Source organism: Paracidobacterium acidisoli (assembly GCF_003428625.2).
Taxonomy (GTDB): Bacteria; Acidobacteriota; Terriglobia; order Terriglobales; family Acidobacteriaceae; genus Paracidobacterium; species Paracidobacterium acidisoli.
The window spans coordinates 438,661-461,132 of record NZ_QVQT02000001.1; the positions used below are offsets into that span (position 1 = coordinate 438,661).

At 64.2% G+C, this 22,472-nt stretch carries 23 protein-coding genes; 8 read left to right on the forward strand and 15 right to left on the reverse strand.

All coding sequences use genetic code 11. The features are described 5' to 3' along the window. Nucleotides 1-73 precede the first annotated feature (73 nt). Complete coding sequence (locus tag D0Y96_RS01900) at nt 74-562, forward strand: hypothetical protein (RefSeq protein WP_117297637.1); 489 nt, start codon at nt 74-76, stop codon at nt 560-562. Nucleotides 563-603: 41 nt separating this feature from the next. Here D0Y96_RS01900 and D0Y96_RS01905 read toward each other — a convergent pair whose 3' ends face one another. From D0Y96_RS01905 to D0Y96_RS01925, 5 genes are all read right to left on the reverse strand, one after another. Next, nucleotides 604-1,791 carry a glycosyltransferase family 2 protein gene (locus D0Y96_RS01905; RefSeq protein WP_117297638.1) on the reverse strand — a complete coding sequence of 396 codons (1,188 nt, stop codon included), beginning with the start codon at nt 1,789-1,791 and terminating at the stop codon, nt 604-606. A gap of 4 nt (nt 1,792-1,795) precedes the next feature. After that, nucleotides 1,796-3,067 carry a spinster family MFS transporter gene (locus D0Y96_RS01910; RefSeq protein ID WP_117297639.1) on the reverse strand — a complete coding sequence of 424 codons (1,272 nt, stop codon included), beginning with the start codon at nt 3,065-3,067 and terminating at the stop codon, nt 1,796-1,798. 58 nt (nt 3,068-3,125) lie between these two features. Further along, nucleotides 3,126-3,479, reverse strand: a complete 354-nt coding sequence (locus D0Y96_RS01915; protein WP_117297640.1) for a cupin domain-containing protein — start codon at nt 3,477-3,479, stop codon at nt 3,126-3,128. Between the two features lie 30 nt (nt 3,480-3,509). Then, complete coding sequence (gene queF, locus D0Y96_RS01920; RefSeq protein ID WP_117297641.1) at nt 3,510-3,935, reverse strand: preQ(1) synthase; 426 nt, start codon at nt 3,933-3,935, stop codon at nt 3,510-3,512. 123 nt (nt 3,936-4,058) lie between these two features. Then, nucleotides 4,059-4,634 carry an elongation factor P gene (locus D0Y96_RS01925; protein WP_117297642.1) on the reverse strand — a complete coding sequence of 192 codons (576 nt, stop codon included), beginning with the start codon at nt 4,632-4,634 and terminating at the stop codon, nt 4,059-4,061. A gap of 216 nt (nt 4,635-4,850) precedes the next feature. On the opposite strand from D0Y96_RS01925, the gene D0Y96_RS01930 reads away from it, so the two are divergent. The 6 genes from D0Y96_RS01930 to D0Y96_RS01955 all read left to right on the forward strand — a co-directional run bounded on the left by D0Y96_RS01930 (nt 4,851) and on the right by D0Y96_RS01955 (nt 10,996). Then, nucleotides 4,851-6,092, forward strand: a complete 1,242-nt coding sequence (locus D0Y96_RS01930) for an efflux RND transporter periplasmic adaptor subunit (protein ID WP_117297643.1) — start codon at nt 4,851-4,853, stop codon at nt 6,090-6,092. Next, on the forward strand, nt 6,092-7,090 hold the full coding sequence (locus D0Y96_RS01935; protein ID WP_117297644.1) for a tetratricopeptide repeat protein: 999 nt from the start codon (nt 6,092-6,094) through the stop codon (nt 7,088-7,090). Before D0Y96_RS01930 ends, D0Y96_RS01935 begins: the two co-directional genes overlap by 1 nt. Nucleotides 7,091-7,149: 59 nt before the next feature. After that, the gene (locus tag D0Y96_RS01940) at nt 7,150-8,457 is read left to right on the forward strand and encodes a TolC family protein (protein WP_117297645.1); all 1,308 of its coding nucleotides are present in this window, start codon (nt 7,150-7,152) and stop codon (nt 8,455-8,457) included. A gap of 116 nt (nt 8,458-8,573) precedes the next feature. After that, a complete protein-coding gene (hpnJ, locus tag D0Y96_RS01945) occupies nt 8,574-10,052 on the forward strand; it encodes a hopanoid biosynthesis associated radical SAM protein HpnJ (protein WP_117297646.1) in 1,479 nt (492 codons plus the stop codon). A gap of 111 nt (nt 10,053-10,163) precedes the next feature. After that, the gene (locus D0Y96_RS01950; protein ID WP_252263379.1) at nt 10,164-10,598 is read left to right on the forward strand and encodes an EamA family transporter; all 435 of its coding nucleotides are present in this window, start codon (nt 10,164-10,166) and stop codon (nt 10,596-10,598) included. Then, nucleotides 10,598-10,996 (forward strand): hypothetical protein, encoded by a 399-nt coding sequence (locus D0Y96_RS01955; RefSeq protein WP_252263441.1) that lies wholly within the window; start codon nt 10,598-10,600, stop codon nt 10,994-10,996. Before D0Y96_RS01950 ends, D0Y96_RS01955 begins: the two co-directional genes overlap by 1 nt. A 147-nt stretch (nt 10,997-11,143) precedes the next feature. Here D0Y96_RS01955 and D0Y96_RS01960 read toward each other — a convergent pair whose 3' ends face one another. The 10 genes from D0Y96_RS01960 to hemQ form a co-directional block, all read right to left on the reverse strand. Further along, nucleotides 11,144-11,545, reverse strand: a complete 402-nt coding sequence (locus D0Y96_RS01960) for a hypothetical protein (RefSeq protein WP_117297647.1) — start codon at nt 11,543-11,545, stop codon at nt 11,144-11,146. Nucleotides 11,546-11,623: 78 nt separating this feature from the next. After that, entirely contained in the window at nt 11,624-13,468 is a 1,845-nt protein-coding gene (locus tag D0Y96_RS01965; RefSeq protein WP_117297648.1) for an AAA family ATPase, read from the reverse strand. 242 nt (nt 13,469-13,710) lie between these two features. Continuing rightward, a complete protein-coding gene (gene hpnE, locus D0Y96_RS01970) occupies nt 13,711-15,117 on the reverse strand; it encodes a hydroxysqualene dehydroxylase HpnE (RefSeq protein ID WP_117297649.1) in 1,407 nt (468 codons plus the stop codon). 5 nt (nt 15,118-15,122) lie between these two features. Continuing rightward, complete coding sequence (locus D0Y96_RS01975) at nt 15,123-16,076, reverse strand: phytoene/squalene synthase family protein (protein WP_252263380.1); 954 nt, start codon at nt 16,074-16,076, stop codon at nt 15,123-15,125. Nucleotides 16,077-16,176: 100 nt separating this feature from the next. Continuing rightward, nucleotides 16,177-17,142, reverse strand: a complete 966-nt coding sequence (gene hpnC, locus D0Y96_RS01980) for a squalene synthase HpnC (RefSeq protein ID WP_117297651.1) — start codon at nt 17,140-17,142, stop codon at nt 16,177-16,179. 30 nt (nt 17,143-17,172) lie between these two features. Further along, complete coding sequence (locus D0Y96_RS01985; RefSeq protein WP_117298003.1) at nt 17,173-18,216, reverse strand: zinc-dependent alcohol dehydrogenase; 1,044 nt, start codon at nt 18,214-18,216, stop codon at nt 17,173-17,175. A 50-nt stretch (nt 18,217-18,266) separates the two neighbouring features. Then, entirely contained in the window at nt 18,267-19,376 is a 1,110-nt protein-coding gene (locus D0Y96_RS01990; RefSeq protein ID WP_117297652.1) for a zinc-dependent dehydrogenase, read from the reverse strand. Nucleotides 19,377-19,419: 43 nt separating this feature from the next. Next, nucleotides 19,420-20,094 (reverse strand): phosphorylase family protein, encoded by a 675-nt coding sequence (locus tag D0Y96_RS01995; RefSeq protein ID WP_117297653.1) that lies wholly within the window; start codon nt 20,092-20,094, stop codon nt 19,420-19,422. Continuing rightward, a complete protein-coding gene (hpnA, locus tag D0Y96_RS02000; RefSeq protein ID WP_117297654.1) occupies nt 20,091-21,092 on the reverse strand; it encodes a hopanoid-associated sugar epimerase in 1,002 nt (333 codons plus the stop codon). Before hpnA ends, D0Y96_RS01995 begins: the two co-directional genes overlap by 4 nt. A gap of 6 nt (nt 21,093-21,098) precedes the next feature. Then, a complete protein-coding gene (gene hemQ / locus D0Y96_RS02005) occupies nt 21,099-21,950 on the reverse strand; it encodes a hydrogen peroxide-dependent heme synthase (protein WP_252263381.1) in 852 nt (283 codons plus the stop codon). Nucleotides 21,951-22,118: 168 nt separating this feature from the next. Between hemQ and D0Y96_RS02010 the strand changes: the two genes are divergently transcribed. Beyond that, the gene (locus D0Y96_RS02010; protein WP_117297656.1) at nt 22,119-22,451 is read left to right on the forward strand and encodes a PadR family transcriptional regulator; all 333 of its coding nucleotides are present in this window, start codon (nt 22,119-22,121) and stop codon (nt 22,449-22,451) included. Nucleotides 22,452-22,472: the final 21 nt, after the last annotated feature.

Genomic DNA, 22,472 nt, shown 5'->3' on the forward strand with positions numbered 1-22,472 from the left:
CGTAAAAGGCCGGTACGCTGCTTTTCCAACAGCCCTCCCCTATAGAAGGCTGGCACGCAGCAGAACAACTGCCTTGTATACCTCTCTCGTTCTTTGTACCGTTCTTCTCTGGCCGGCCAGCTTAATCGCTGGCCGCTCGTGCTTTACGCCGGAAGAAGCAGGCGTGCATGCGGGGAAGGATGTCTGCATCGCGGCGCATATCTACAACGTGGTGGAGCTGGCCGACGGCACGCGGGTGCTCGATGTGTGCAGCCCGCAGACCTCCGATGCCGACTGCCCTTTCACGATCGTGAGCCTGAAGGCGGACCGCAAAAGCGTCGGCGATCTGAAGCTGTGGATGGGGCAGGATATCCATATTCGCGGCGTCGTTCACTCGGCCGGCAATGCGCGGGAGCAGCGCCGCTCGGAGATTTTTCTGAGCGATGTGCGCCAGTTTCACGGCGGGGCGGAGAAGTTTCGGCCCAATCCGGAGCTGCTGCGCGGCTTTTCGGCGGGAGACAGCCGTGCTCCGGTGAGCGATCCGGCGCTTCGGAGCAGCCGGAAATCCGGATCGAGCTACTGACTCGCCGGAATCCGTGCCTGAACATTACGCGTCAGGCGCGGTCAGCGCAGCGGGCCGGCATGCTTCTTCAGCTCGCGCAGAGGGTAGAACGTGCCGCGCCAGACGACGCCTCCCTGCGCCAGAGTGACCACCATCGAGCGGATCATCGAATACACAATCAGCACGGCGGCGACGGGCAGCGTGAAGAAGTACAGCGAGCTGATGCCGCTCATGCGGCGTCCGGCCTCGCGGTAGAGCAGCCAGAGCATGAAGAGCGAGATGAGCCCGGCGGCGTGCATGGTGACGGGGCCGAAGAGCTCGGCCAGCGGAGCGAGGCAGAGCAGCCCCAGGGCCGCGCAGGCGCCGAGCAGCCTGAGCGCGCTGAAGTGGAAGACGGCGAAGACATTTTTGGTGAGATTGCGCACGAGGCCCAGAGCGCTCGAGGCCCAGTGGACCTGGATCAGTCCGCGGCCGAAGACGAAGCGCTGCCGGTAACCGGCGCGCTTGATCTCGAAGCCGAAGCGCAGGTCTTCGAGCACCTCCATGCGCTGGGCTTCGAAGCCGCCGACGGCGCGATAGACCTCGGCGCGAACGAGGTTGAAGGCTCCGACGCCGATGGAGTCACGCTTTGCCTTCGGATCGGCGATGCGCCACGGCTTCCAGGTAAGCAGAGACAGCGCCTGGATGACAGCGATCATCATGCGCTCGCCGGCGGTCTTCACGATCATGGTGGGCATCAGCACCAGGTGGTCGGCAGGCTGCTCTGCGGCGAAACGGAGCGCGAGGGCGAGGGTGTCGGCGCGGTAAAGGATGTCGCCGTCGGTGAAGAGCAGCCAGGGCGTCGCGGCCTGGCGGGCGGCGCGGGCCATGGCGTGGGTCTTGCCCATCCAGCCGTCGGGCAGCGTGTCGATGTGGAGGACGCGCAGCGGCTTCCCGGCCGCGCGGGCTTCGGCGGCGACGCGGTCCATGATGGCTCCGGTTGCATCCGTGGATCGGTCGTCGACGGCGATCACGTCAACAGGGATGGTCTGCGCCAGCAGAGAGCGCAGCGTCTGCTCGATGCTCTGCGCCTCGTTGCGCGCGGGCACGATGACGGTGACCTGGGGCGGGCCGGGCTCGGATGCTGCTTCCGGCTGCGCCGGATGCAGCGTGGGCACGCCGGGCAGATTGCGCAGTGCGGAGAGAGTAAAGAAGATCCAGACGAGGGCGATGAGCCAGCTGAGGAGAGTTGCCAGGGTGAGCAGGTGCATGCGGCTACGAGGGCTCTCCGGACAGGGACGGGCTCTCTTCGAGGCGCGGAGCGAAGCGCGCTCCGCCGAAGAGGATAGCGCCGGAGACGATGAGAGCGACGAGCGTCATGCCCATACCGATGCGGAGGCTGCTGCGGTCGGAGACGAGGCCGATGAGGTGCGGCGAAGTGGCGTCTCCCAGGGCGTGGATGAGGAAGAGATTGAGCGCGATGGCGGTCGAGCGCACGGGCGCGGCCACGGAGTTGACGATGGCGGCGTTAAGCGGGCCGGTGTTGAGGAAGAGGAAGAACTCGGCGATCCATGCGCCGGGAAGCAGCATCCAGTGCGGGCCGAAGAAGACGGCGACGCCGGCAGGGATGGCGAGGAGCGAGCCCCAGGCGGAGATCAGGTAGAGGGCGCGATGATTGCGGCGCATCCAGCGCTGCGCCAGCCAGCCGCCGACGATGGTGGCGAGCAGGCCGTCGACGGCGGTGATCTCTCCGGCAGCGAGACCGGCATGTGCGACCGAGTATCCGCCGAAGCGGTGGAAGAAAGTCGGCAGAAAGGTCGAGATGCCGCCGACGGCGAAGGTCCACGCGGCGAGGCCGAGGGTTCCGGTGAGAAAAGCCGCGTTGCGCAGAATTCCTCCGACGGTGGTGCGGTCGAGGGTAGGCGCGAGGCGGTCTGCGGCGCCGCGCTGCGGCTCGCGCACGAAGAGCCAGAAGGCCAGGGCGATGAGCACGCCGGGCAGCGCCGAGACCATGAAGGGCATGCGCCAGCCGAACTGCTGGCCAAGGATGCCTCCGGTGATGTAGCCGAATGCGCCGCCGACGGGGATGGTGAGGTAGAAGATGCTGAGGATGCGGTTGCGGTCGGTCTCAGGGTAGAAGTCGGCGAGCAGCGCGGGGGCGAAGATGCTGAAGGTGGCCTCGCCGATGCCGACGGCGGCATGGCGCAGCAGCAGCGCCTGGTAGCTGTGGACGGTTCCGGTGAGCAGCGTGGCGGCGCTCCAGATGAGCGCGCCGGCGACGATGAGGGGCTTGCGGGGAAAGCGGTCGCCGAGCCATCCGGTGAGCGGAGCGGCGAGCATGTAGGTGAAGAAGAAGGCGCTGGTCAGCAGACCGATCTGCGCATCGTTGATGCTGAACTCTTTCTGCACCAGGGGCTGCACGCCAGGCAGCACGTAGCGGTCGATGAAGTTGAAGAGATTAAGGCTGGTGAGCAGAAAGAGCGCCATGCCCGCGGTGCGAGCGGCGCTGATGCGCGTGTCCCCTGTCGCTGTTCCGGTGGCTGCCATGGAGTGATCGCAGGATAGCAGGCCGCTGCGCCGGGCCGGGCTGCTTTGTGAGGCGCCGCTACTGCGGGGCGTAGTCTTCGCGGCAGGGCGTGAAGACGTCGAGGATCTCGGAGTCTTCGAGGGCGCGGGCCTGATGCTCGACGCCGCCGGGCACGATGATGCTGTCGCCGGCGGCAAGCTCGGACTCGGTGTCTCCGCAGGCAAGCCGAATGCGGCCGCGCACGACGTACACAAGCTGTTCGTGTGAATGGCTGTGACGCGTGCCCACCCAGCCCGGCTCGGCCAGATGGCGCACCAGCATCAGATCGCCGCTGTACGCCAGCACCTGGCGCAGAAGGCCGGCCTCGGGCGACGAAGAGGGACGGTCTGCCAGGCGCACGGGCGCGATCTCAGCCGATTTTTTCTCTGTCATCTTCTGCTCTTTCTCCGGAGCGGCATGTGCTCAGAGACGCGCGGGGGGAAGAGCGGATGCGGTATCGGGCCGCGGCCAGCGCGCTTCGACGACGGTGGAGATGCCTCCGCGCGGACGGAAGTCGCCCTTCACGATGGCCCAGACGGGATCGCAGGCCTTCACCACGTCTTCGAGCACCTGATTGACGATGTTTTCCTGGAAGATGCCGAGATTGCGGTAGCTGAAGAGATATTCCTTCCAGGACTTGAGCTCGAGGCAGCGCTGCCTCGGCATATAGCGCAGGGTGATGACGCCGAAGTCGGGCAGCCCGGTCTTCGGACACACCGAAGTAAACTCCGGATCGTCGATCAGAATCTCATACGCAGGAAACTGATTTTCCCAGGTTTCAATCTCCGGAAAGCTGGTATCGAGCCCGGCTTTTGCATGTTCATCGGTGTAACGCGGCGCAGTAACCATCTCTCTATTTTAACCGGGCAGGACAGCGATAAGCGGCCGGCAGCCAGGGATGAAGCGGCCGGCGAATCCGGTCACGGCCGCTGCCGGTTCCTTTCCGCTGCGTGGCGCTGCTGCGCTCAGTGCTCAGGCGCGCCCGGCAAAGTCGCGGGTCTCGGTCGATACGCGCACCTTGTCTCCCTCTTTGATGAAGGGCGGAACGCGGACCTCGATACCGGTCTCGAGGCGGGCCATCTTGGTGTCGCCGCCACTGGCGGAGCCTCCGCGCACGACCGGCTCGGCGTAGGTCACGCTCAGCTCGACGAACTGAGGAAGCTGCAGAGCGATAGGGTTGCCGTTGTAGCGGTGCACCTGGAGCAGAGTGCCGTCGACCAGAAACTCGAGAGCGTCGCCCACCATCGCCGGTGTCAGGGTGAGGGTCTCAAAGCTTTCCTGATCCAGAAAGTGCGAGCCTTCGCCGTCGCTGTAAAGGTAGGTCGCGGGAACGAGCTGGAGATCGGGCTCGCCGAACTTTTCCGTCGCTTTGAAGGTTTTGTCGAAGACGGCGCCGGTGAGGAGATTGCGCATCTTCAGACGCACCAGCGTCTGGCCTCCGCGGGCGGTCGGGGTGCTGACATCCGCGTCCATGCAGTAAAAGGGGGCGTTTTCAAACTCGAATACGGTCTTTCGCTTCACATTAAGAGCATCGATGAGTGCGGCCATAGATTCCAAAGGGCAGAGACTGCATGACGGCACAGTCCGGCCTGAGTTTATTTTCTGGATTCGCCTTCCAGTATAAAGTGAGGCCGCGCGCGCATCTCTGTTTCATCACGGCAATACGCGCCGGCGATGGGGAAACTGATCCGTTATCAGATTTTCTGCTTCGAAAGGCGCTTTTCCTGAGTCCTATATACTGACTCACGGTTCCCACGGATACGGATGGCGAGAGCAAAGGCACGCAGAATCAATACGGCATGGATCTGGCTTATATCGGCCGTAGCGATCCTCATTATCTTTTATGCGGTTCACCTGGCGACGCGCAGCCATCTTCCGATTCTGACCGCGGTGGCTTCGCGCAATAACCTCGAGACGCAGACGTCGACGAACGGCAAGGTCGAGCCGCAGGTCAATTTTGAAGCGCACGCTCCGTTTCCCGGCGTGATCAAAACGCTGTATGTCCATGAAGGCGAGCAGGTTGCTAAGGGCAAGCTGCTGCTTTCGATGGATGACACGGACGCGCGCTCGCGGGTAGCGACGGCGCTGGCGGCGCTGCGAACGGCCGAGGTGGGCTATCAGTCGACGGTGCAGGGCGGAACGCAGGAAGAGCGGCTGTCCCTGAACGGCGACCTCGAGAAGGCCCGCATCGACCGCGACCAGGCGCAGCAGGATGTGCAGGCGCTTCAGAAACTGCAGCTTACGGGAGCGGCGTCGGCCAGCGAGGTGAATGCGGCGAAGGAGCGGCTGGCGGCGGATAACAGCTCGCTGCAGGTTCTGCAGCAGAGAAAGTCGAACCGGTACGATCCGGCGGATCTGGCGCGGGCGAAGGCCTCGCTCGACGACGCGCAGGCGGCGTATGCGGCGGCGCAGGAGCAGGTAAATCAGGCCAATGTGCGCGCTCCGTTTGCGGGGACGGTGTACTCGCTGCCGGTGTCGGGCACGGAGTTTGCGCAGCAGGGATCGCTGCTGCTCTCGCTGGCGGATCTGGCGAAGCTGCAGGTGCGCGCCTACTTCGACGAGCCGGAGATCGGCCGTCTGAAGGTAGGCCAGCCGATCGTCATTCACTGGGACGCGCGGCCGACACGGGTGTGGCACGGCCATGTGCTGCGCGTGCCTTCGACGATCATCACGTACGGAACCCGCAACGTGGGCGAGGTGCTGGTCTCGATCGACGATGCCGATGGACTGCTGCTGCCCAACACCAACGTGCGCGTGACGGTGACGGTGGCGAGTCTTGCCGACGTGCTGACCATTCCGCGCGAGGCGCTGCATATCGAACAGGGATCGACCTATGTGTACCGCATCGATAACGGAAAGCTGAACCGCATTCCGGTGAATGTGGGCACGCTGAACCTGACCGAGGTGCAGATTACGAGCGGGCTGAAGGAAGGAGACATCGTGGCGCTGAGCACCACGAACGGCCAGCCTCTCGGCGACGGACTGCCGGTGGAAGTGGTGAAATAGTGAAGCTTTCCCCCCAAAAATCCTTACTGTTTCTGCTCTCCCTCACCTGGCCGGCGGCGGTTCTGGGGCTGCCTCAGGTAACGGCGGGACCGATCCGGTCTGATCTGAACTTCGGACGGGCCGATCAGGCGCTGGAGCGGCTGGACAATGCGCTCGCCATCGATCACTCCGACGCCGAGGCCTATCACCTGCGCTGCCGCGTGCTGTATCAGGAGCAGCGCTGGGACGATGCGATTGCTGCCTGCCGCCGCGCGGTGGAGCTGGCTCCCGACAACAGCGAGTACCACCTGTGGATGGGCCGCGCATGGGGAGAAAAGGCCGACCGCGTCTCGTTTCTGCAGGCCTATAAGCTGGCGCACCAGGTGCGCGCGGAGTTCGAGACGGCGGTGCGGCTCGATCCGAAGAACGTGGATGCGCTCTCGGACCTGGGCGAGTTTGATGTGGACGCTCCGGCGATTGCCGGAGGCGGCCTGAGCAAGGCGGAAGTGATTGCCGGACAGCTCGATCCGCTGTCGGCCTCGGCCGCGCATCAGCTTCGCGCACAGATTGCCGAGCAGCGTAAGGATTATGCGCAGTCGGAGAGCGAGCTGCGGGCCGCGGTGGCGGCTTCTCCCGCGCCGGCGCATGCGTGGGCCGATCTGGCCTCGTTTTACCGGCGGCGGGGACGGCTCGACGACATGGTCGCCGCAATTCGCACCGCGGCCTCGCTGGCGCGGCACACGCGCAGCCGCAGCGAGAGCGTCGCGCTGACGGACGGCGCTTCCCTGCTCTTCCGGACGAACCGCGAGCCGGAGCTGGCGATTCAGATGCTGAACGAGTACCTGAGCTCTCCGGCGCAGTCGGAGGAGGCTCCGGCGTTTGCGGTGCGGACGCAGCTGGCTCTGCTGCTGCAGAAGCAGGGCGACCAGGAGGGCGCGGAGCGGGAGATTGCGATGGTACATGCTCTGGCTTCGGGATACCGCGACGGCAATCTGGCATCGACCAACACCGGGCGCTGAGCGGGAAGACGGATTCGCGGCATCAGAACGAAAGGTAGAATCAGGTTTTAGCGGAAGGAATGCGGTTGAAGAAATGGGCCTGCCAGATTGCGTTTGCCTGTACCCTGCTCGGCACTGCCGGAGCATCGGCGCAGATATCGCTTTTTACGGTGGTGGACCTTTCCGTAAAGAACAGCACATCGGTCCGGATGGCGGCGGCTGACGTGCGGCACGCGGCCGGCGCACTTTCGGAGACGAAGGACGCTTATGTACCCAGCGTTAATCTGGGCTCGTCGGTCGGACCTCCGCCGTATGGGTTTCCGCTGGGCAATCCCGATATCTACGACCTGAATGCGCAGTCGCTGGTGCTGTCGTTTTCGCAGCCGGATTACATTCGCTCGGCGCGCAGCGCGCTGAAAGCCGCGGAGCTGAACCTGAAGGACGCGCAGGACCAGGTGGCCGCCGATGCGGCGACCGACTACATCGAGCTGGATCACGATCTGCAGTCGATTCGCGCACTGGATGAGGAGAAGTCGAGCGCCGAGAAGCTGGTATCGATCGAGCAGGACCGCGTGCAGGCCGGTGTCGATCCGCGCATGGAAGAGCTGCGGGCGGAGCTGATCTCGGCGCAGGTGGACCTGAAGCGGCTTCATCTGCAGAACGATGCGGAGCAGATGCGGCAGAAGATCGCGCACCTGACGGGGCTGCCGGGCGAGGGGCTGGAGACGCAAACGGCGACGATTCCTCCGGAGCCCACATTCGGCTCCGATACAGGAAAAGAAGATGAGACGGCGCAGAACAATGCGGGCGTGGCGGCGGCGTTCGACAATGCGCAGGCGAAGCGCTACCAGTCGTTTGGCGACCGGAGACAGAACCTTCGCCCGAATATCGGCTTCGGCTTCAAATATCAGCGCTTTGCGAAGTTCGACAACTATGCCACGTACTATCACAACTTTCAGCAGAACAACCTGAGCGCGGGCGTGGAGATCACGCTGCCGATCTTTGACCGCTCGCTGAAGGCAAAGGCGGTACAGTCTGCCGCCGAGGCCGAACATGCGCAGGCACAGGCCGAACAGTCGCGCGACCTGCTCAGCGAGCAGCTGCTGGGGCTGCGCAAATCGCTGATGGAGATTGCGGCGCAGCAGAAGATCGCACGGCTGCAGAGCGAGCTGGCCGGAGAGCAGCTCAGGACGGTGAAGACGCAGCTGCAGTCGGGCAGCGGCTCGCCCAATGCGGCTCCGGTAACGCCCAAAGAGGCGCAGCAGGCGCAGATCGAGGAGCGCCAGCGCTATGAAGACATGCTCGACGCCAACTTCCAGCTCGCCAAAGTGGAGATCGCGCTGATGCGCGCCACCGGGCAGCTTGCGAACTGGCTGCTGACGAAGTAAACCGGCTGTTTTTCAGACATTTGCGACAACCCACCGCGAGCTTTTCCGGGTACCGCTCTCAGCAACATTCGGGCGGCGCGGGGGCGGTCAGAATGGTAAACTAACAGGATAAACGCATGCCTCTCAAGACACTGTTTCTGAATCCTCCTTCGTTCGAGAACTTCGATGGCGGCGCCAGCTCACGCTGGCCGGCCACGCGCGAGATTGAATCCTACTGGTATCCGGTGTGGCTGGCGTATCCGGCCGGCATGCTGGAAGGCTCGCGGCTGCTCGACGCGCCTCCGCATCACGTTTCCGCGCCGGAAACCATCGAGATCGCGAAGGATTATGAGTTTCTGGTGCTCTTTACGAGCACGCCCGGGTGGACCGGCGATCAGAAGCTGGCCGAGGCGATCAAAAACGCCAATCCAAAGATTCGCATCGCCTTCGTCGGGCCGCCGGTGACCACCTCGCCCGATAAGGCGCTGAACGAGTGCCCGGTGATCGACTTCGTGTGCCGCCGCGAGTTCGACTTCTCCGTCGTGGAGTATGCCAACGGCAAGCCGCTCGACGAGATTCTCGGCATCAGCTACCGGAAAGACGGCGCGATCGCGCATAACCCCGATCGTCCGCAGGTGGAAGACCTGGACGCGATGCCGTGGGTGACGGATATCTATCACCGCGACATGGACGTGACGAAGTACAACGTGCCGTTCCTGCTGCATCCCTACGTCTCGCTTTATTCGACGCGCGGCTGCCCGGCGCAGTGCACCTTCTGCCTGTGGCCGCAGACGCTCTCGGGCCATGCGTGGCGCAAGCGCTCGACCGACGACGTGGCCGCCGAGATGGCGCACGCGAAGGAGCTCTTTCCGCATGTGAAGGAGTACTTCTTCGATGACGATACCTTCAACATTCAGAAGGCGCGCACGGTCGAGCTGTGCGCGAAGCTGAAGCCGCTGGGCCTGACCTGGTCCTGCACCTCGCGCGTGACGACGGACCGCGAGACGCTGAAGGCGATGCGCGAGGCCGGATGCCGGCTGCTGATCGTCGGCTTCGAGTCGGGCGATCCGCAGATTCTGAAGAACATCAAGAAAGGCGCCACGGTCGAGCGCGCCCGCGACTTTGCGAAGGACTGCCACGACCTCGGCCTGACGATCCACGGCGACTTCATCCTCGGCCTGCCGGGCGAAACGAAGGAGTCGATCCGCAACACGATCAACTTCGCCAAGGGGCTGGACGTGGAGACGATTCAGGTCTCGATCGCTCACGCCTATCCGGGCACCGAGTTCTACGACTTCGCGAAGGAAAACGGCTTCATCGTCAACAACGGCCAGATGGTCGACGAACAGGGCCATCAGCTTGCCCACATCGAGTATCCCGGACTGCCCAAGGAGTACGTGCTCGAGATGGTGCACCGCTTCTACGACGAGTACTACTTCCGCCCGAAGGCGGCGTGGCGCGTGGTGAGCAAGGCGATCATCAACCGCGACGTGCCGCGCCTCTATCAGGAGGCGAAGTCGTTCCTGAAGCTGCGCAGCCAGCGCAACAAGCTCGTAAAGCAGAGCAAGGCGCAGAAGGCGTCGGAACCGGCGGCCACGGTCAACGCAGGCGCATAGCTCCCGATCTTTCCTCGCGGCCAGCCGGCAATGCTGGCCGCTTTCCCTTTTCAGCGGGCGGATGATTCGTTTTCCGCCGCTGTGCATCCTGCTGACAGAGAGCTTTCACGCATGACGCAGTCGACGATGACCCTCCGGCGCTATCTGGTCCTCGGCATCGTCACGCTTACCTCGTCGTGCGGAGATACATTTCTTGCAAAAGGGATGCAGGAGCTGGGCCCGGTCTCTCTGCACCAGCCGGCACAACTGATCCATGCGGTGCTGACGCCGTGGGTGGGCGCGGGCATCGTGCTGCTGATCGGCTTCTTCGCCTCGTACCTGACGGCGCTTTCGTGGGCCGATCTGACATACGTGCTGCCGGCCAGCTCGCTCGGCTACGTGATCATGACGTTGCTGGCGCGCTTCTGGCTGCATGAGCATGTCTCGCCGCTGCGCTGGCTGGGAGTGGTGTTCATCACCGCAGGCGTGGGCTTCGTCACACGCGGCCCATCTTATACGGCTCCGGAGACAGCGGATGTAAAGCCGGCGGAGGAGGTGCGCTCGTGATGCAGGTGGCGCACCATGCCTCGGCAGCGGCGACGGCTGCAATGATCGGCAGCGTTGTCTTCTGGGCGACGGCGGGCGATATTCTTACCGCCTCGGCGATGCGGCGGATCGGCGATCTGGATGCGGTGCGGGCCCGCAGCGGGCTGGTCGGAGCCATTCGCGCGGTGGTGACCGATCTGCACTTCGGCGTCGGCGTCTTCTGCCTCGCACTCAGCTTCTTCTCGCTGCTGTTTGCGCTCAGCCACAACGACCTGAGCCTGATCGGCCCGGCGGCCACTTCCCTCACCTTCGTGAGCAATGCGGCCGCGGCCAAATTATTTCTGAAGGAAAATGTCGACCGGCGGCGCTGGATGGCCGCGATCTTCGTCTGCATCGGCGTGGCGCTGCTGGCGCTCTGAGATGATCCCGCCGTAAAAGCAGAAGGGCTGCGGCGCCCTTCGGCATCAGCAGCCCTTCCGGTTGCGAGGCCTTCTGCTCTGCCGCTGCGGCGAATGGTTCTTCGCAGACGCAGCGGAGACAGATGCCTCCCTGAAAAAACTTTCGCCTTACTCGCCCTCGACCACACGCGCCGGAGCGTACTTCTCGCCATGCTTGTTCTTTTTGTCGAGGCGGCCGGTGATCATCGCGCCGTACTGCACGGAACGGAGCTGATAACCGCCGTCGCCGTCGCGGTCGAACTGCATGGCCACCTTGCTGGAGTCGGGGGAGGGATCACCGGGACCGAGCACCCAGGAGAAGTCGACCTTGCCGGTGGGGTCGGTTACGACGACCGAATTGCGCAGCGGGCCGGCGTCGAGAATGTAGCGTCCCGGAGGGCACACCCTGCCGTTCGCGGTGAAGCTGAACGGAACGTTGAGAGCGCTCGATGCCATTGCCGAGGTTGCCGTGAAAGCCATTGCCGCCAGAACTGCGGGAGCCAGAACGAAGTTACGAATCGTCGATCTCATGTCGGTGTCCTCCTGCTTACGGAAAGAACACTAACAACGCGGAAAAACGTCAGTCGTTAAATTGCCGTCCAGAAGTTGTCAAACTTTTGGAGGCAGCGAAATTCCGTCGGCCAGCATGGTCTTTGCCGACGCGATCTCTTTTTGTAACTGCCGCGCGGCCTTTTCGCGATCCGCGGCGCTCATGTTTCCGGCAAGCTGCAGAGCATGCTCCAGCAGCTCCGCGCATTCGGCCCAGGCCTCGCGCTCACCGGCACGCTTTGCGGCGCTGCGCAGCGCGTGCACGGCCTGCGGCCAGTCGCCGGAGCCCTCATAGTGCGTGGCCAGCTCGCGCGCGACGCTTGCTTCGCGTCCGGCAAAGAGCTCGCTGAGGCGATCGGCGATGCGCCGGTGGCGCCGCGAGCGCGCCGCAGCGGGCTGACGCTGGCAGAGCACCTCGCGGTAGAGTCCGTGCGCAAAGACATAGAAGGCCGCGCGCGTGCCGTCGGGGAGCTCGTCCTGCCCGGCGCGCTCAAGAAAATACACGCGCCGCGCCAGCTGCTCGCAGGCCTCTTCCACATCCGCGGCGTCGGCGCGCATGGCGGCGGCGGCGGCCCATACGGGAAAGATCATGCCGACGAGGCTTCCGGCTTCGAGCAGACGCTGCTCTTCGGGGCTCATGCGCTCGATCTCGAGCTCGATCATCTGCGCCAGACCGGCGGGAACGCCGAGATCCATCTCTTCGAGCGGCACGCGCAGCCGCCAGGAGCGTGCACCATCGATTTCGCCGGGGATGAGAAAGCGCTGCGCCAGCAGATGCTCCAGCAGCGCGATGAGAAAGAGCGGATTGCCTTCGGAGTGCTGATGCAGAAAGCTGGCCAGCCCGGAGGGCAGCGCGTCCTGCTTCAGCTCCCGGCACAGGAACTGCTTCACCGCTGTCTTCTGCAGCGGAGCGACGGCCATCTCGGTACAGAGACGGCGCGTGACCAGATCCTGCTTCAGACGCTTCAAAGGATCTTCGGCGGCGACATCTCTGGGGCGGCAGGTGGCAACGATCATCAGCTTTGACGATGAGCGGCGGCGCGCCAGAGCGGAGATGAGATTGAGCGTGGACGCGTCGGCCCAGTGAAGATCTTCAAAGAAGAGCACCAGAGCCTTCTGCGCTGCGAACTCTTCGAGGGCCTCGCAGATGGCGCCCAGCATGCGCTCGCGGCTTGTTGTGCGCGAGCCGTCCTGTGTCTCCGCCTGGGCCACGCGCTCGTGCCGCAGCAGAGCCAGCCAGGCGGGCGCGAGACGGCCGAGAATGCCGCACAGCACTTCGCCGTCGGGCGAGGCGCAGAGCTGGTTCAGCGCTTCGGTGACGGGATAGTACTCTTCCTTGCCGCCAAAGCCGGGACCTCCGAAGCCCTCGACACACTGCCCGCGGGCCACGCATGCGGTGTTCGCCACGCTCGCAGTGCGGCAGAAGGCCTCGGCCAGCGCGGTCTTGCCGATGCCGGTCTCGCCGGTGATGAAGACCAGGCGGCGCTGCCCTTCGAGCGTTCGCTGCAGCTCGGCGGCAAGCTGCGCCAGCTCGTCTTCGCGGCCCACGATCGGCTGCTCCGCGGCTTCCCCGGCCTTTGCCGACGGAGATGCGGGCGATGCGCCGGTGACGGCGGAGATGAAACGGTAGCCGCGTTTGGGCAGCGTCTGAATGAAGCGCGGCTTGTCGATGTCGTCGCCGAGAACCTTGCGCAGCTCGAGCATGTAGGTGCGCAGCACCTGCGGCTGCACGAAGGTCTCCGGCCAGAGCGCATCGAGCAGCTCATCGTGCGTGATCAGCCGTCCGGGATTTTCCACCAGATACCGCAGCACCGCAAAAGGCTTCGGCTTCAGCTCTATTCTTTGGCCACTTCGCCACAGGCATTCGTTCGCTGTGTCGAGCCGATACGACTCAAACTGCTTCATCCGGCCGAACCTCTTCCCAAATCCATTTCATGGAAGTACGTATCCCGAAAAATCTGTTCTCGAAAATGCGCAACCCTCAGAGAAAACAGATGCAAACAGCATTCCACATACAGAGGCCTTTCGGCGATGGGTAAGCGTATTGTCTGGACCGGATCGCGGGCAAGGCGGACGCGGAGCTGTCCGGCAGCGTGTCCGGTTCCGAACAAAAGTGTCCTGAAGCGAACACAAACCGCGGCGAAGAACTACGGCAGAAGCCGCATCAGTCCTGCACGCGGCAGATCGGGCACAAGAAAGCGCCGCGCATCGCCAAGCGATCGAGCGACCGCTTCCGCTGCGAGATAACCGCTGCGCACGCCGCCTTCCATCGTTGCAGGCCAGCCGGTCGCCACCCAGTCTCCGGCGAGAAAGATGCCGGGCCACGGGCTCTCTGCCGTGGGACGAATGGCATCCAGACCGGGACGAACGGAATACGTGGCGCGCACTTCCTTCACCACGGCTGCCTTGATGAGCTTCGCATCGCGCATGGCGGGAAAGAATCGCGGCAGCTCACGCATGGCGAGATCGATGATCTGCTGCCGCTGCATGGACACCATCGACTTCGACGCACTCACCACCAGCTCAAGATAACTGCCTTCGCCGCTTCGATACTGCGGCTGCAGACGCGACTTGTTGTACATCCAGTGAAGCGGCGTATCGAGCAGCACGGCGTGGTCGAGATCGGTCACGCGGCGGTCGAACCAGAGATGGATGCTGGTGATGGGCGAGTGGCCGAAGCCGCTCAGCTTCGATGCCAGCTCTGCTGCGGCGGCGTTGTGCGGCAGCGCGGGCAGCAGCTTCTGCATGCCTTCAAACGACAGCGCGAGCACGATGGCATCGGCCTCGAAGCTCTGCTCGCCGCTTTGCAGAAGCCAGCGGCCGTTCTCGCCGGGGCGGATGGCGTCGACGCTGGCGCGCAGGTGAACCTGGGCATCGCGCGCGGCAAGATAATCGAGCGCGCGGCCATAGAGATCGCTGAGCGGAAGACGCGGCACGCCCATCGCGCCGCCGCGCTTCGAGAAGAGAAAGACCTCGCGGAAGACCTTGGCCGCATAGTGCAGCGAGATGCACTCCGCATCTTCGTTGAGCGCGCTGGCGAGCACCAGATTCCAGAAGCGCCCGGTGGCGGCGGGCGTCTGGCGCAGACGCACGAGCCAGCCGGCGAAGGTTTCCGTCGTCTCTGGCGGCACCGCTTTCAGAAAGGAGAGAATGCCGCGCACGATGGCCAGCTTGTCGGCGACGGAAAAGGCCTTTGCGCGCAGAAAGGCCAGGGACATGTGCAGCGGCGCGGGCAGCGGGCCCGGCTCGAGTACGGTCTGTCTGCCGCCGGGCTCGATGAAGATGGTCCGGTCGAACCACTGAATCTGTCCGGCAACGCCGAGGCGCGTGTAGAGATCGACGAGATTGGTGCAGCAGCCGAGCAGAATGTGCTGGCAGTTGTCGATGGTCTCGCCCGCGCCGGGATGCTCGTACGAAGAGGCGCGGCCACCGACGTAGGGACGGCGCTCGAGCAGGCGCACGCTGTATCCGGCGTCAGACAGGGCGCAGGCTGCCGCGAGCCCGGCGACACCGCCGCCGACCACGGCGATTGTCTTTGCGCGCTCCGCCGTCATGGCCGTCAGCTCCGCCCGCGCAGCCGGTTGAAGAAGATACGGACGATGCCGCGCAGCAGTATCCACAGCTTGAAGAGGGTCGGCACACTGACCCGCTCGGAGAAGACATCGAAGCCGCGCTCTTCGATACGGCACAGCAGCGCATGGTAGATCGAGATGAGCACCCACAGCGCAGGCCGCGCGTCGGCGGAGATCAGCGGCAGCAGCGCTTCGCCGGAGCGGTAGTACTGCTCGGTGCGATTGGCTTCGTGCTCGAGCAGCTCGCGCTGGTTGAGCGTGAGATGACGTCCGCTTTTGAGCGCGGCGAGCTCGTCGGCGCCGACGCCGAAGCGCTCAAGGTCTTCAAGCGGCAGATAGATTCTGCCCCGCTCGGCGTCTTCGCGAATGTCGCGCAGGATGTTGGTGAGCTGGAAGGCGATACCCGTCTCTTCAGCGAGCTTTTCGGCGCGGCGGTCGGTGTATCCGAAGATGTGGATGCAGACCAGGCCGACGACGGAGGCGACGTAATAGCAGTACTGATAGAGCTCGGCGAAGGTGGTGTAGGTGTCGTACGTGAAGGGCGCGACGCTTTCGCCGATGGCGGGGTTGCCGGAGCGCTCGCGGTAGAGATCCATCGAGGTGCCGTGGACGAGCTGATCGAGCAGATCGGAGGAGATGTCGAAGCGCTTCTGCGCGTCGGCGAGCGCGATGAATACGGGATCGGCGGCCGCTTCACCGGCTGCGGCGCGGTGCCAGGCATCGAGCCAGGCGCTCAGGTCTTCGCGGCGCTGTGCGATGGTCTTCGCCTCGTCGTCGGAGAGATCGTCGGCGTGACGCATGAAGGCGTACACGGCGCAGATGGCGTTGCGCTTCGCCTCGGGCAGAGCCACGAAGGCGTAGTAGAAGTTCTTTGCCTCGCGCCGGGCGATCTCCCGGCAGACCCGGTAGGCCTCCGCGACCTGAGGGGGATTCTGCTTCAAGTGATCCTCTTCGAGATGGTGCGTGGCCGTCATTTCCCTGGGAAATTACGGCCGGGAAAGGTTGCTTTGGGTGCAGGACAGAAGACGAATCGCTCGATGGTCACGCGGCGCGTCTCCCCAGAAACCGGCCGCTGAGAGCGCGCAGCAGCAGACGCGCCTTGCGCGGCTTCGAGATCGAGGGCCGCGCACGCAGCACGTTGTAGTCCTGCTCTTCGATGGCGCGGAGAATCTCAAGGCCGCCGCGCGAGAAGAGATCGAGGTCGAGAGCCAGATCGCGATCGACCATGCCGATGAGCGGCATGCCGCGCTCGAACATCTCGCGGGCGTAGCCGATCTCGTACTGCATGAGCTTACGAAACTGCGGCGTGAAGCGGCCTTCGGCGAGGGTTGCTTCGTCGACGTCGAAGCGGCGCATGTCTTCCAGCGGGAAATAGATGCGGTCCTTCGCGTAATCGACGCGCACGTCCTGCCAGAAGTTGGCGAGCTGCAGCGCCGAGCAGGTGAAGTCGGAGAGGCGGAAGCGCTCGGCATCGCGATAGCCGCAGGCGTAGAGCACGAGATGGCCGACCGGATTGGCCGAATAGCGGCAGTAGCCCAGCACCTCGTCCATGGTCTCGAAGCGGGTGACGGTCTGATCCTGGCGAAAGGCGACGAGCAGATCGGCGAAGGGCTCTTTGGGAATGTCGCAGGCGCGGATGGTCTCGGCCAGAGCGACGAAGACGGGATGGCGCACCTCGCCGCGATAACAGGCGTCGAGCTCCCGGCCCCAGAGATCGAGCAGCGCGAGGGACTGCTGCGTGTTGCCTACCTCATCGCCGAGATCGTCGGAGATGCGGCAGTAGGCATAGATGCTGTGGAAGTGCGGCCGCAGCTTCTTCGGCAGAAACCAGGAGGCGACGTGGAAGTTTTCGTAATGCGTTTCGGTCAGACGCCGGCACCAGGCGCGCGCCTCCTCAAGGGTGGGCGTCTTCGCGGGCATGCGGTACTCGGGAGGCAGCGCGGCCCAGCCCCGCTCGATCAGTTCGCTCCGGGCAGCCTGTTCGCTCTGTGCAGTATCGGTCGTCATTCGTTCTTCGGCGCGTTTGCGTACCGCCCCTCAGGGAATAATAGCCGTCTTGATGTCATTCACTCCAACACCGGAGCGCTCCATCTGGCGGCGGAAGACGCGGTCGAGGTCGGCGAGCGAGGCGCGGCCGGTGATGTACTCGCGGCAGCGGAAGCGGCCGCTGGTAACGAGCTCGAAGGCGCGGCGGGCCGCGGAGGGCGTGTGGTGGAAGCTGGCCTTGAGGGTGATGTCGTTATAGTGCAGGCGGTTGGTGTCGAACTCGACCTTGGTGCCCTCGGGACAGCCGCCGAAGAAGTTCACGGTGCCGCCCTTGCGCGCCATATCGACCGCCCATTGCCAGACCTGCGGCGTAGCGACGGCTTCAATGGCCAGGTCGACGCCGCGTCCTTCCGGAGTGAGCGCCCGCACGGCGCCGATAGGGTCATCGGTCGAGGCCAGCGAGACCACCTGCCGCGCGCCGAAGGTTCTGGCGGCGGCGATCTGCTCGTCGCGTTTGACGACGGCGATGACGTCGAGACCGGCCAGCTCGGCGGCGTGCATGAACATCAGGCCGATGGGGCCGGCGCCGATGACGACGGCGAGGTCGCCAGCGCGGGCATCCGACTCTTCGAGGCCGCGCACGACACAGGCCAGAGGCTCGGTGAGGGCGGCGTATTCAAAGGGAACGTTTTCAGGGATGAGCAGCGTGTTCTTCGCCACGATGCGCGCCGGAATGCGGAAGAACTCGGCATACGCGCCGTTGTTGAAGAGCAGGTCGTCGCAGAGGTTTTCCTGGCTGCGGCGGCAGTAATAGCACTGGCCGCAGGGTGCGGAGTTGAGCGCCACCACGCGGTCGCCGGGGCGAAAGGCGGTCACGCCTTCGCCGACCTCCTCAACGGTTCCGGCCATTTCATGGCCGAAGAGCGTCGGAGGGGTAAGCATGCGCGCGTGATAGCCGCGCCGGTAGACTTTGAGGTCGGTTCCGCAGGTGAGGGCCGCGTTGACCCGCACCACCATCTCGCCTGCGCCGGCCAGCGGCACGGGAACGCGCTCCACGCGCAGGTCCTCCCGTCCATATAAAACGGCGGCTGTCATTTCCGAGAGCATTCTCTCTCTATTTTCTCAGAATCTTCACATTCCGGCTTTTACTGCGGAAGGATGAAGATCTTCATGGACGCCGGGCCCGGGTTGGATGCCAGATGGATGGCCTCCACGGCCTCTTCCAGCGAAAAACGATGGGAGATGAGCCGGGTGAGGTCGAAGCTGTTGCGGTAACCGTCGAAGACGAGCTGCGCGCCCTCGTCCTGAATGTCGGCGGAGGAGCTGTAGGAGCCGAGCAGGGCCTTCTCGTCCACGCAGACGACGGCGGGATCGATGACGGCCTCGCCATGCTGAGTCTGGGCGAAGAGCACGACGCGGCCGCCGGGGCGTGCAGCGTCCATCGCGGTGCGGATAAGGGCGGAGCCTCCGACGGCGAGCAGCACGGCATCGGCACCGCGGCCTTCGCTCGCGGCGTGGGCGGCGACGACGACGTTTTCCTTTCCGGCGTCGATGGGATGGCTGAGTCCGTAGACGGAGGCGATGGCATGGCGCTCAGGATAAAGGTCGGAGGTGAGCACCTTTGCTCCGGCGCGCGCGGCGAGCGAGGCGAGCAGCACGCCGATGGGCCCCTGGCCGATGACCAGTACCGTCTCGTCGGGCTGCAGGTTCAGGTTTTTCACCGCCTTCAGGCAGGTGTTGACCGGCTCGACGAAGGCGGCCTGCTCGAAGGGCACGCCGTCGGGAATTTTAACCAGTGCGCGGCGGACGATCCAGTCCATGGCCAGCACATATTCGGCGAAGCCGCCGCCGGAGGGCTCGAAGCCTGCGGTGCAGCCCACTTTTTTGTAGAGCTCGCACTGCGCGTAGGTCTTTTTGCTGCAGTAGTAGCAGCTGCCGCAGGGGCTGTGATGAAAGACCATGACGCGGTCGCCGACGGCGAAGCCTTCGACTCCGTCGCCGACGGCGGCGATGGTGCCGGCGATCTCATGGCCGAAGATGCGGGGCGCGGAGTGCGAGCCGGTGTGGATCTTTTTGAGGTCGGTGCCGCAGATGCCGCAGCAGTGCACGCGAATGAGCACCTCGCCGGCACTCACGCGAGGGACGGGAACGGTCTCGACGCGCACGTCATTGACGCCACGATAGACGGCGGCGCGCATGGTATCGGGGATCACAATTGCCGGGGCTTCCGGAGCAGAGCTGAGGGTCGTCGCCATATCTTTTTCGATTCGCTTCCTCAATCTTTTTCGATTTGCCGTGTCAAAGGATCTGTTTCAGAGATTCGCGCGTCAGAACTCCCAGTGCAGCCGCAGCGATTTTACTATGCTCGTTCAGACGCTTCAGCGCAGGCCAGTATTGCGGACGCAGGGCGATATGGGCAAGGAATTTCGCCATGCGGAGCTGGCCTTTTGCATCGATGAAGGGGCCGAAGTCGGGCAGGCGGTCGTTCGCTCCGTCGGAGACACCCTTGAAGCAGTAAAAGGCGAGATTGCGGGCGGCGGCGATGCGGGCCACGGCGGCGGCTTCCATGTCGACCAGCGTGGCTTTACAGCTTTCGGCGAGGCGGCGCTTCTCGTCGGCGCGGGCGACGTGATCGAGCGTAATGAGCCGCTGCCCCTTTGGATACGCGGAGACGAAGCGCTCGCCGGTGCGCACATCGAGGACGTCGTAAACGGCGACTGCGTCGCCCGGCTTCAGACCGCAGGTGAGCGATCCGGCCCAGCCGACGGAGACGAGCGCATCGAGCTTTCCCGTTGCCAGCGCCTGCTCGCAGGCTCGCGACGCGGCCTCCGCCCCCATGCCGCCGGCGATGGCCACACAGTCCATTTCATGCGCCTGGCCGGTCCACATATTTTTGCCGTGCTTCCGCCAGCCGCGAACCAGGTCTTCGAGCTCGCCGGGGAGGGCCGCGATGATGCCGATGCGTTTCGTCATGATGCGGGCGCGTATCCATGCGCGCGGAACCAGTCGATGGCGATGCGCAGAGCGGAATAGACGGGAACGATGCGGAAGCCCAGCTCACGCTGCGCCTTCGCCGAAGAGGCGAACATCTTCTTTTTGCCCATGCGGACGGCCTCGACCGTGGCGCGCGGTTCCTTTCCGCGCAGACGCCCTGTGAAATTTTCATCAAAAAACGCGAAGGCCATCGCCACCGCGTGCGGCACCTTCGCGGTGGGCGAAGGCAGACCGGTGATCGCCGACATCTTGTCGAGGATCTGCTTGAGCGTGAGGTTTTCTCCACCGAGGATGTAGCGCTCGCCGGGGCGTCCCACGCCGTCGTTCAGCGCGGCGGCGTGCGTGCGCGCCACTTCGCGCACGTCGACCAGGTTGAGGCCGGTGTCGACGTAAGCGGGGAATTTTTTATTCAGAAAATCAACGACGATGCGGCCGGTGGGAGTGGGTTTGAGATCGCCCGGACCGATGGGCGTAGTGGGGTTGAGAAGAATGACCGGCTGCCCGGCGCGCGCGGCTTCGATGACAACCTGCTCGGCAAGAAACTTCGAGCGCTTGTAGTGGCCGACCATATCGGCGATGGAGACCGGGGTGGTCTCGTCGACGATGGTGCCGTCGGCTTTGAAGGCCATGGTGGCGACGCTCGAGGTATAGACGGTGCGGCGCACACCCTCTTCGCGGGCGATGCGCAGCAGCTCGCGGGTGCCGTCGACATTCGCCTTATACATGGTCTGCGGATCGCGCACCCAGAGGCGGTAGTCGGCGGCGACGTGCATCACCGCATCGCAGCCGCGGATGCCGGCGCGCAGCGATTCCGGATCGAGCAGATCGCCGGTGACGGTCTCCGCGTTCAGCCCTTCAAGGTTAGCGAGGCTGCTGGTCTTCCGCACCAGCAGGCGCAGCTCCGCGCCCTGCGCGGCCAGCTCGCGGGCCACATGACTGCCGACGAATCCGGTGGCCCCGGTGAGGAAGACTTTCATGATGGACTACTTTCCTGTGTCGACGGCCAGCCACGCGGCGAGCTCGCTCACGGGCAGACGCACGCCGACATAGAATGCGCCGAAGAGAGCGTAGAGCGCGCTGGCTTCGTCGAAGCGCATCTCGTAGATGAGCTTCTTAAAGATGTTCTGGTTGTCGGAGAAGAGATCGACACCCCACTCCCAGTCGTCGTAGCCGATGGAGCCGGTGATGATCTGCCGCACCTCGCCTGCGTAGCGGCGGCCGATCATGCCGTGGTCATGCATCATACGCTGACGCTCGGTCATGGAGACGGTGTACCAGTTGAGCTGCTCGCCCCGGCGGCGGTCCATGGGATAGAAGCAGAGGTACTTCGCGTCGGGGATGGCCGGAAAGAGACGGCTGGACATGGCCGCCGACTGACGGCCGATGACCTCCTGCAGGCGGCGGTTCCACTCCTCGGAGTACTGCTCGATGCCCTCTTCGGCCAGTGCGGCATAAGTTTTGTTCGAGGATTCATACAGGCCCAGCTCGACGACCGAGAGATACGAGTGTTGTGCGGTGAGGAAGCTTCCAAAGGCGGTGCGCGCCAGATCACGCTCGACCGCCGCGAGCTGCGCGATCGAGTCACGGAAGTGGACCAGCATGAGATCGCCCTTGTGGCCGAGCTGCGCGAAGACGGCGCTCTGCGCGGGGTGGTCTCCGGCGGTGGCTTTTTCGAGCGGAGCCAGCAGCGCGGTGACTTCGGCAAGGATGCCGGCACGCTCTTCCGCGCTGATAAGGCGCCAGGCGGCCCAGTCGAAGCGAAACATCTGATGCAGAACGCTTGCGCCTTCAAGTGTAAGAGGCACAGCAGGCAGTGCAGCGGACAACTCGGCCAATCGATCCTCCGGGAGATGACAGCTCTATTTTACCTGCGTGTCTTCGCTGCGCGTTGCAGCGCTGCCGGAGAGGGCCTGCAGGATGCGGCAGCATTCTTTCGCTTCTCGTATTGACAATCTACAGGAAGCGGAGACACACTCATATAGCTTCTCTATAGGTGCAACGCGATGAGCTCTCAACCCACCAATCTTCTGCAGGGCACCCTCGATCTGCTCATTCTGAAAGCGCTGAGCACGGGAGAGCTGCACGGCCTGGGCATCTCGCGGCGCATCGAGCAGATGACGCAGGGGACGTTCTGCGTGAAGCCGGGCTCGCTCTTTCCGGCGCTGCACCGTATGGAGGAGGCGGGCTGGCTGAGCTCGCTGTGGGGCGAGTCGGAGAACAATCGGCGCGCCCGGTTCTACAGGCTGACGAAGACGGGAAAGGCTCAGCTCGAAGTCGAAAAGGAGCAGTGGGCAAAAGTAGCCGTCGCGATGACAAATGCCCTGAAAGCGACTTAGACGGTCCATTGCGCTGACGGT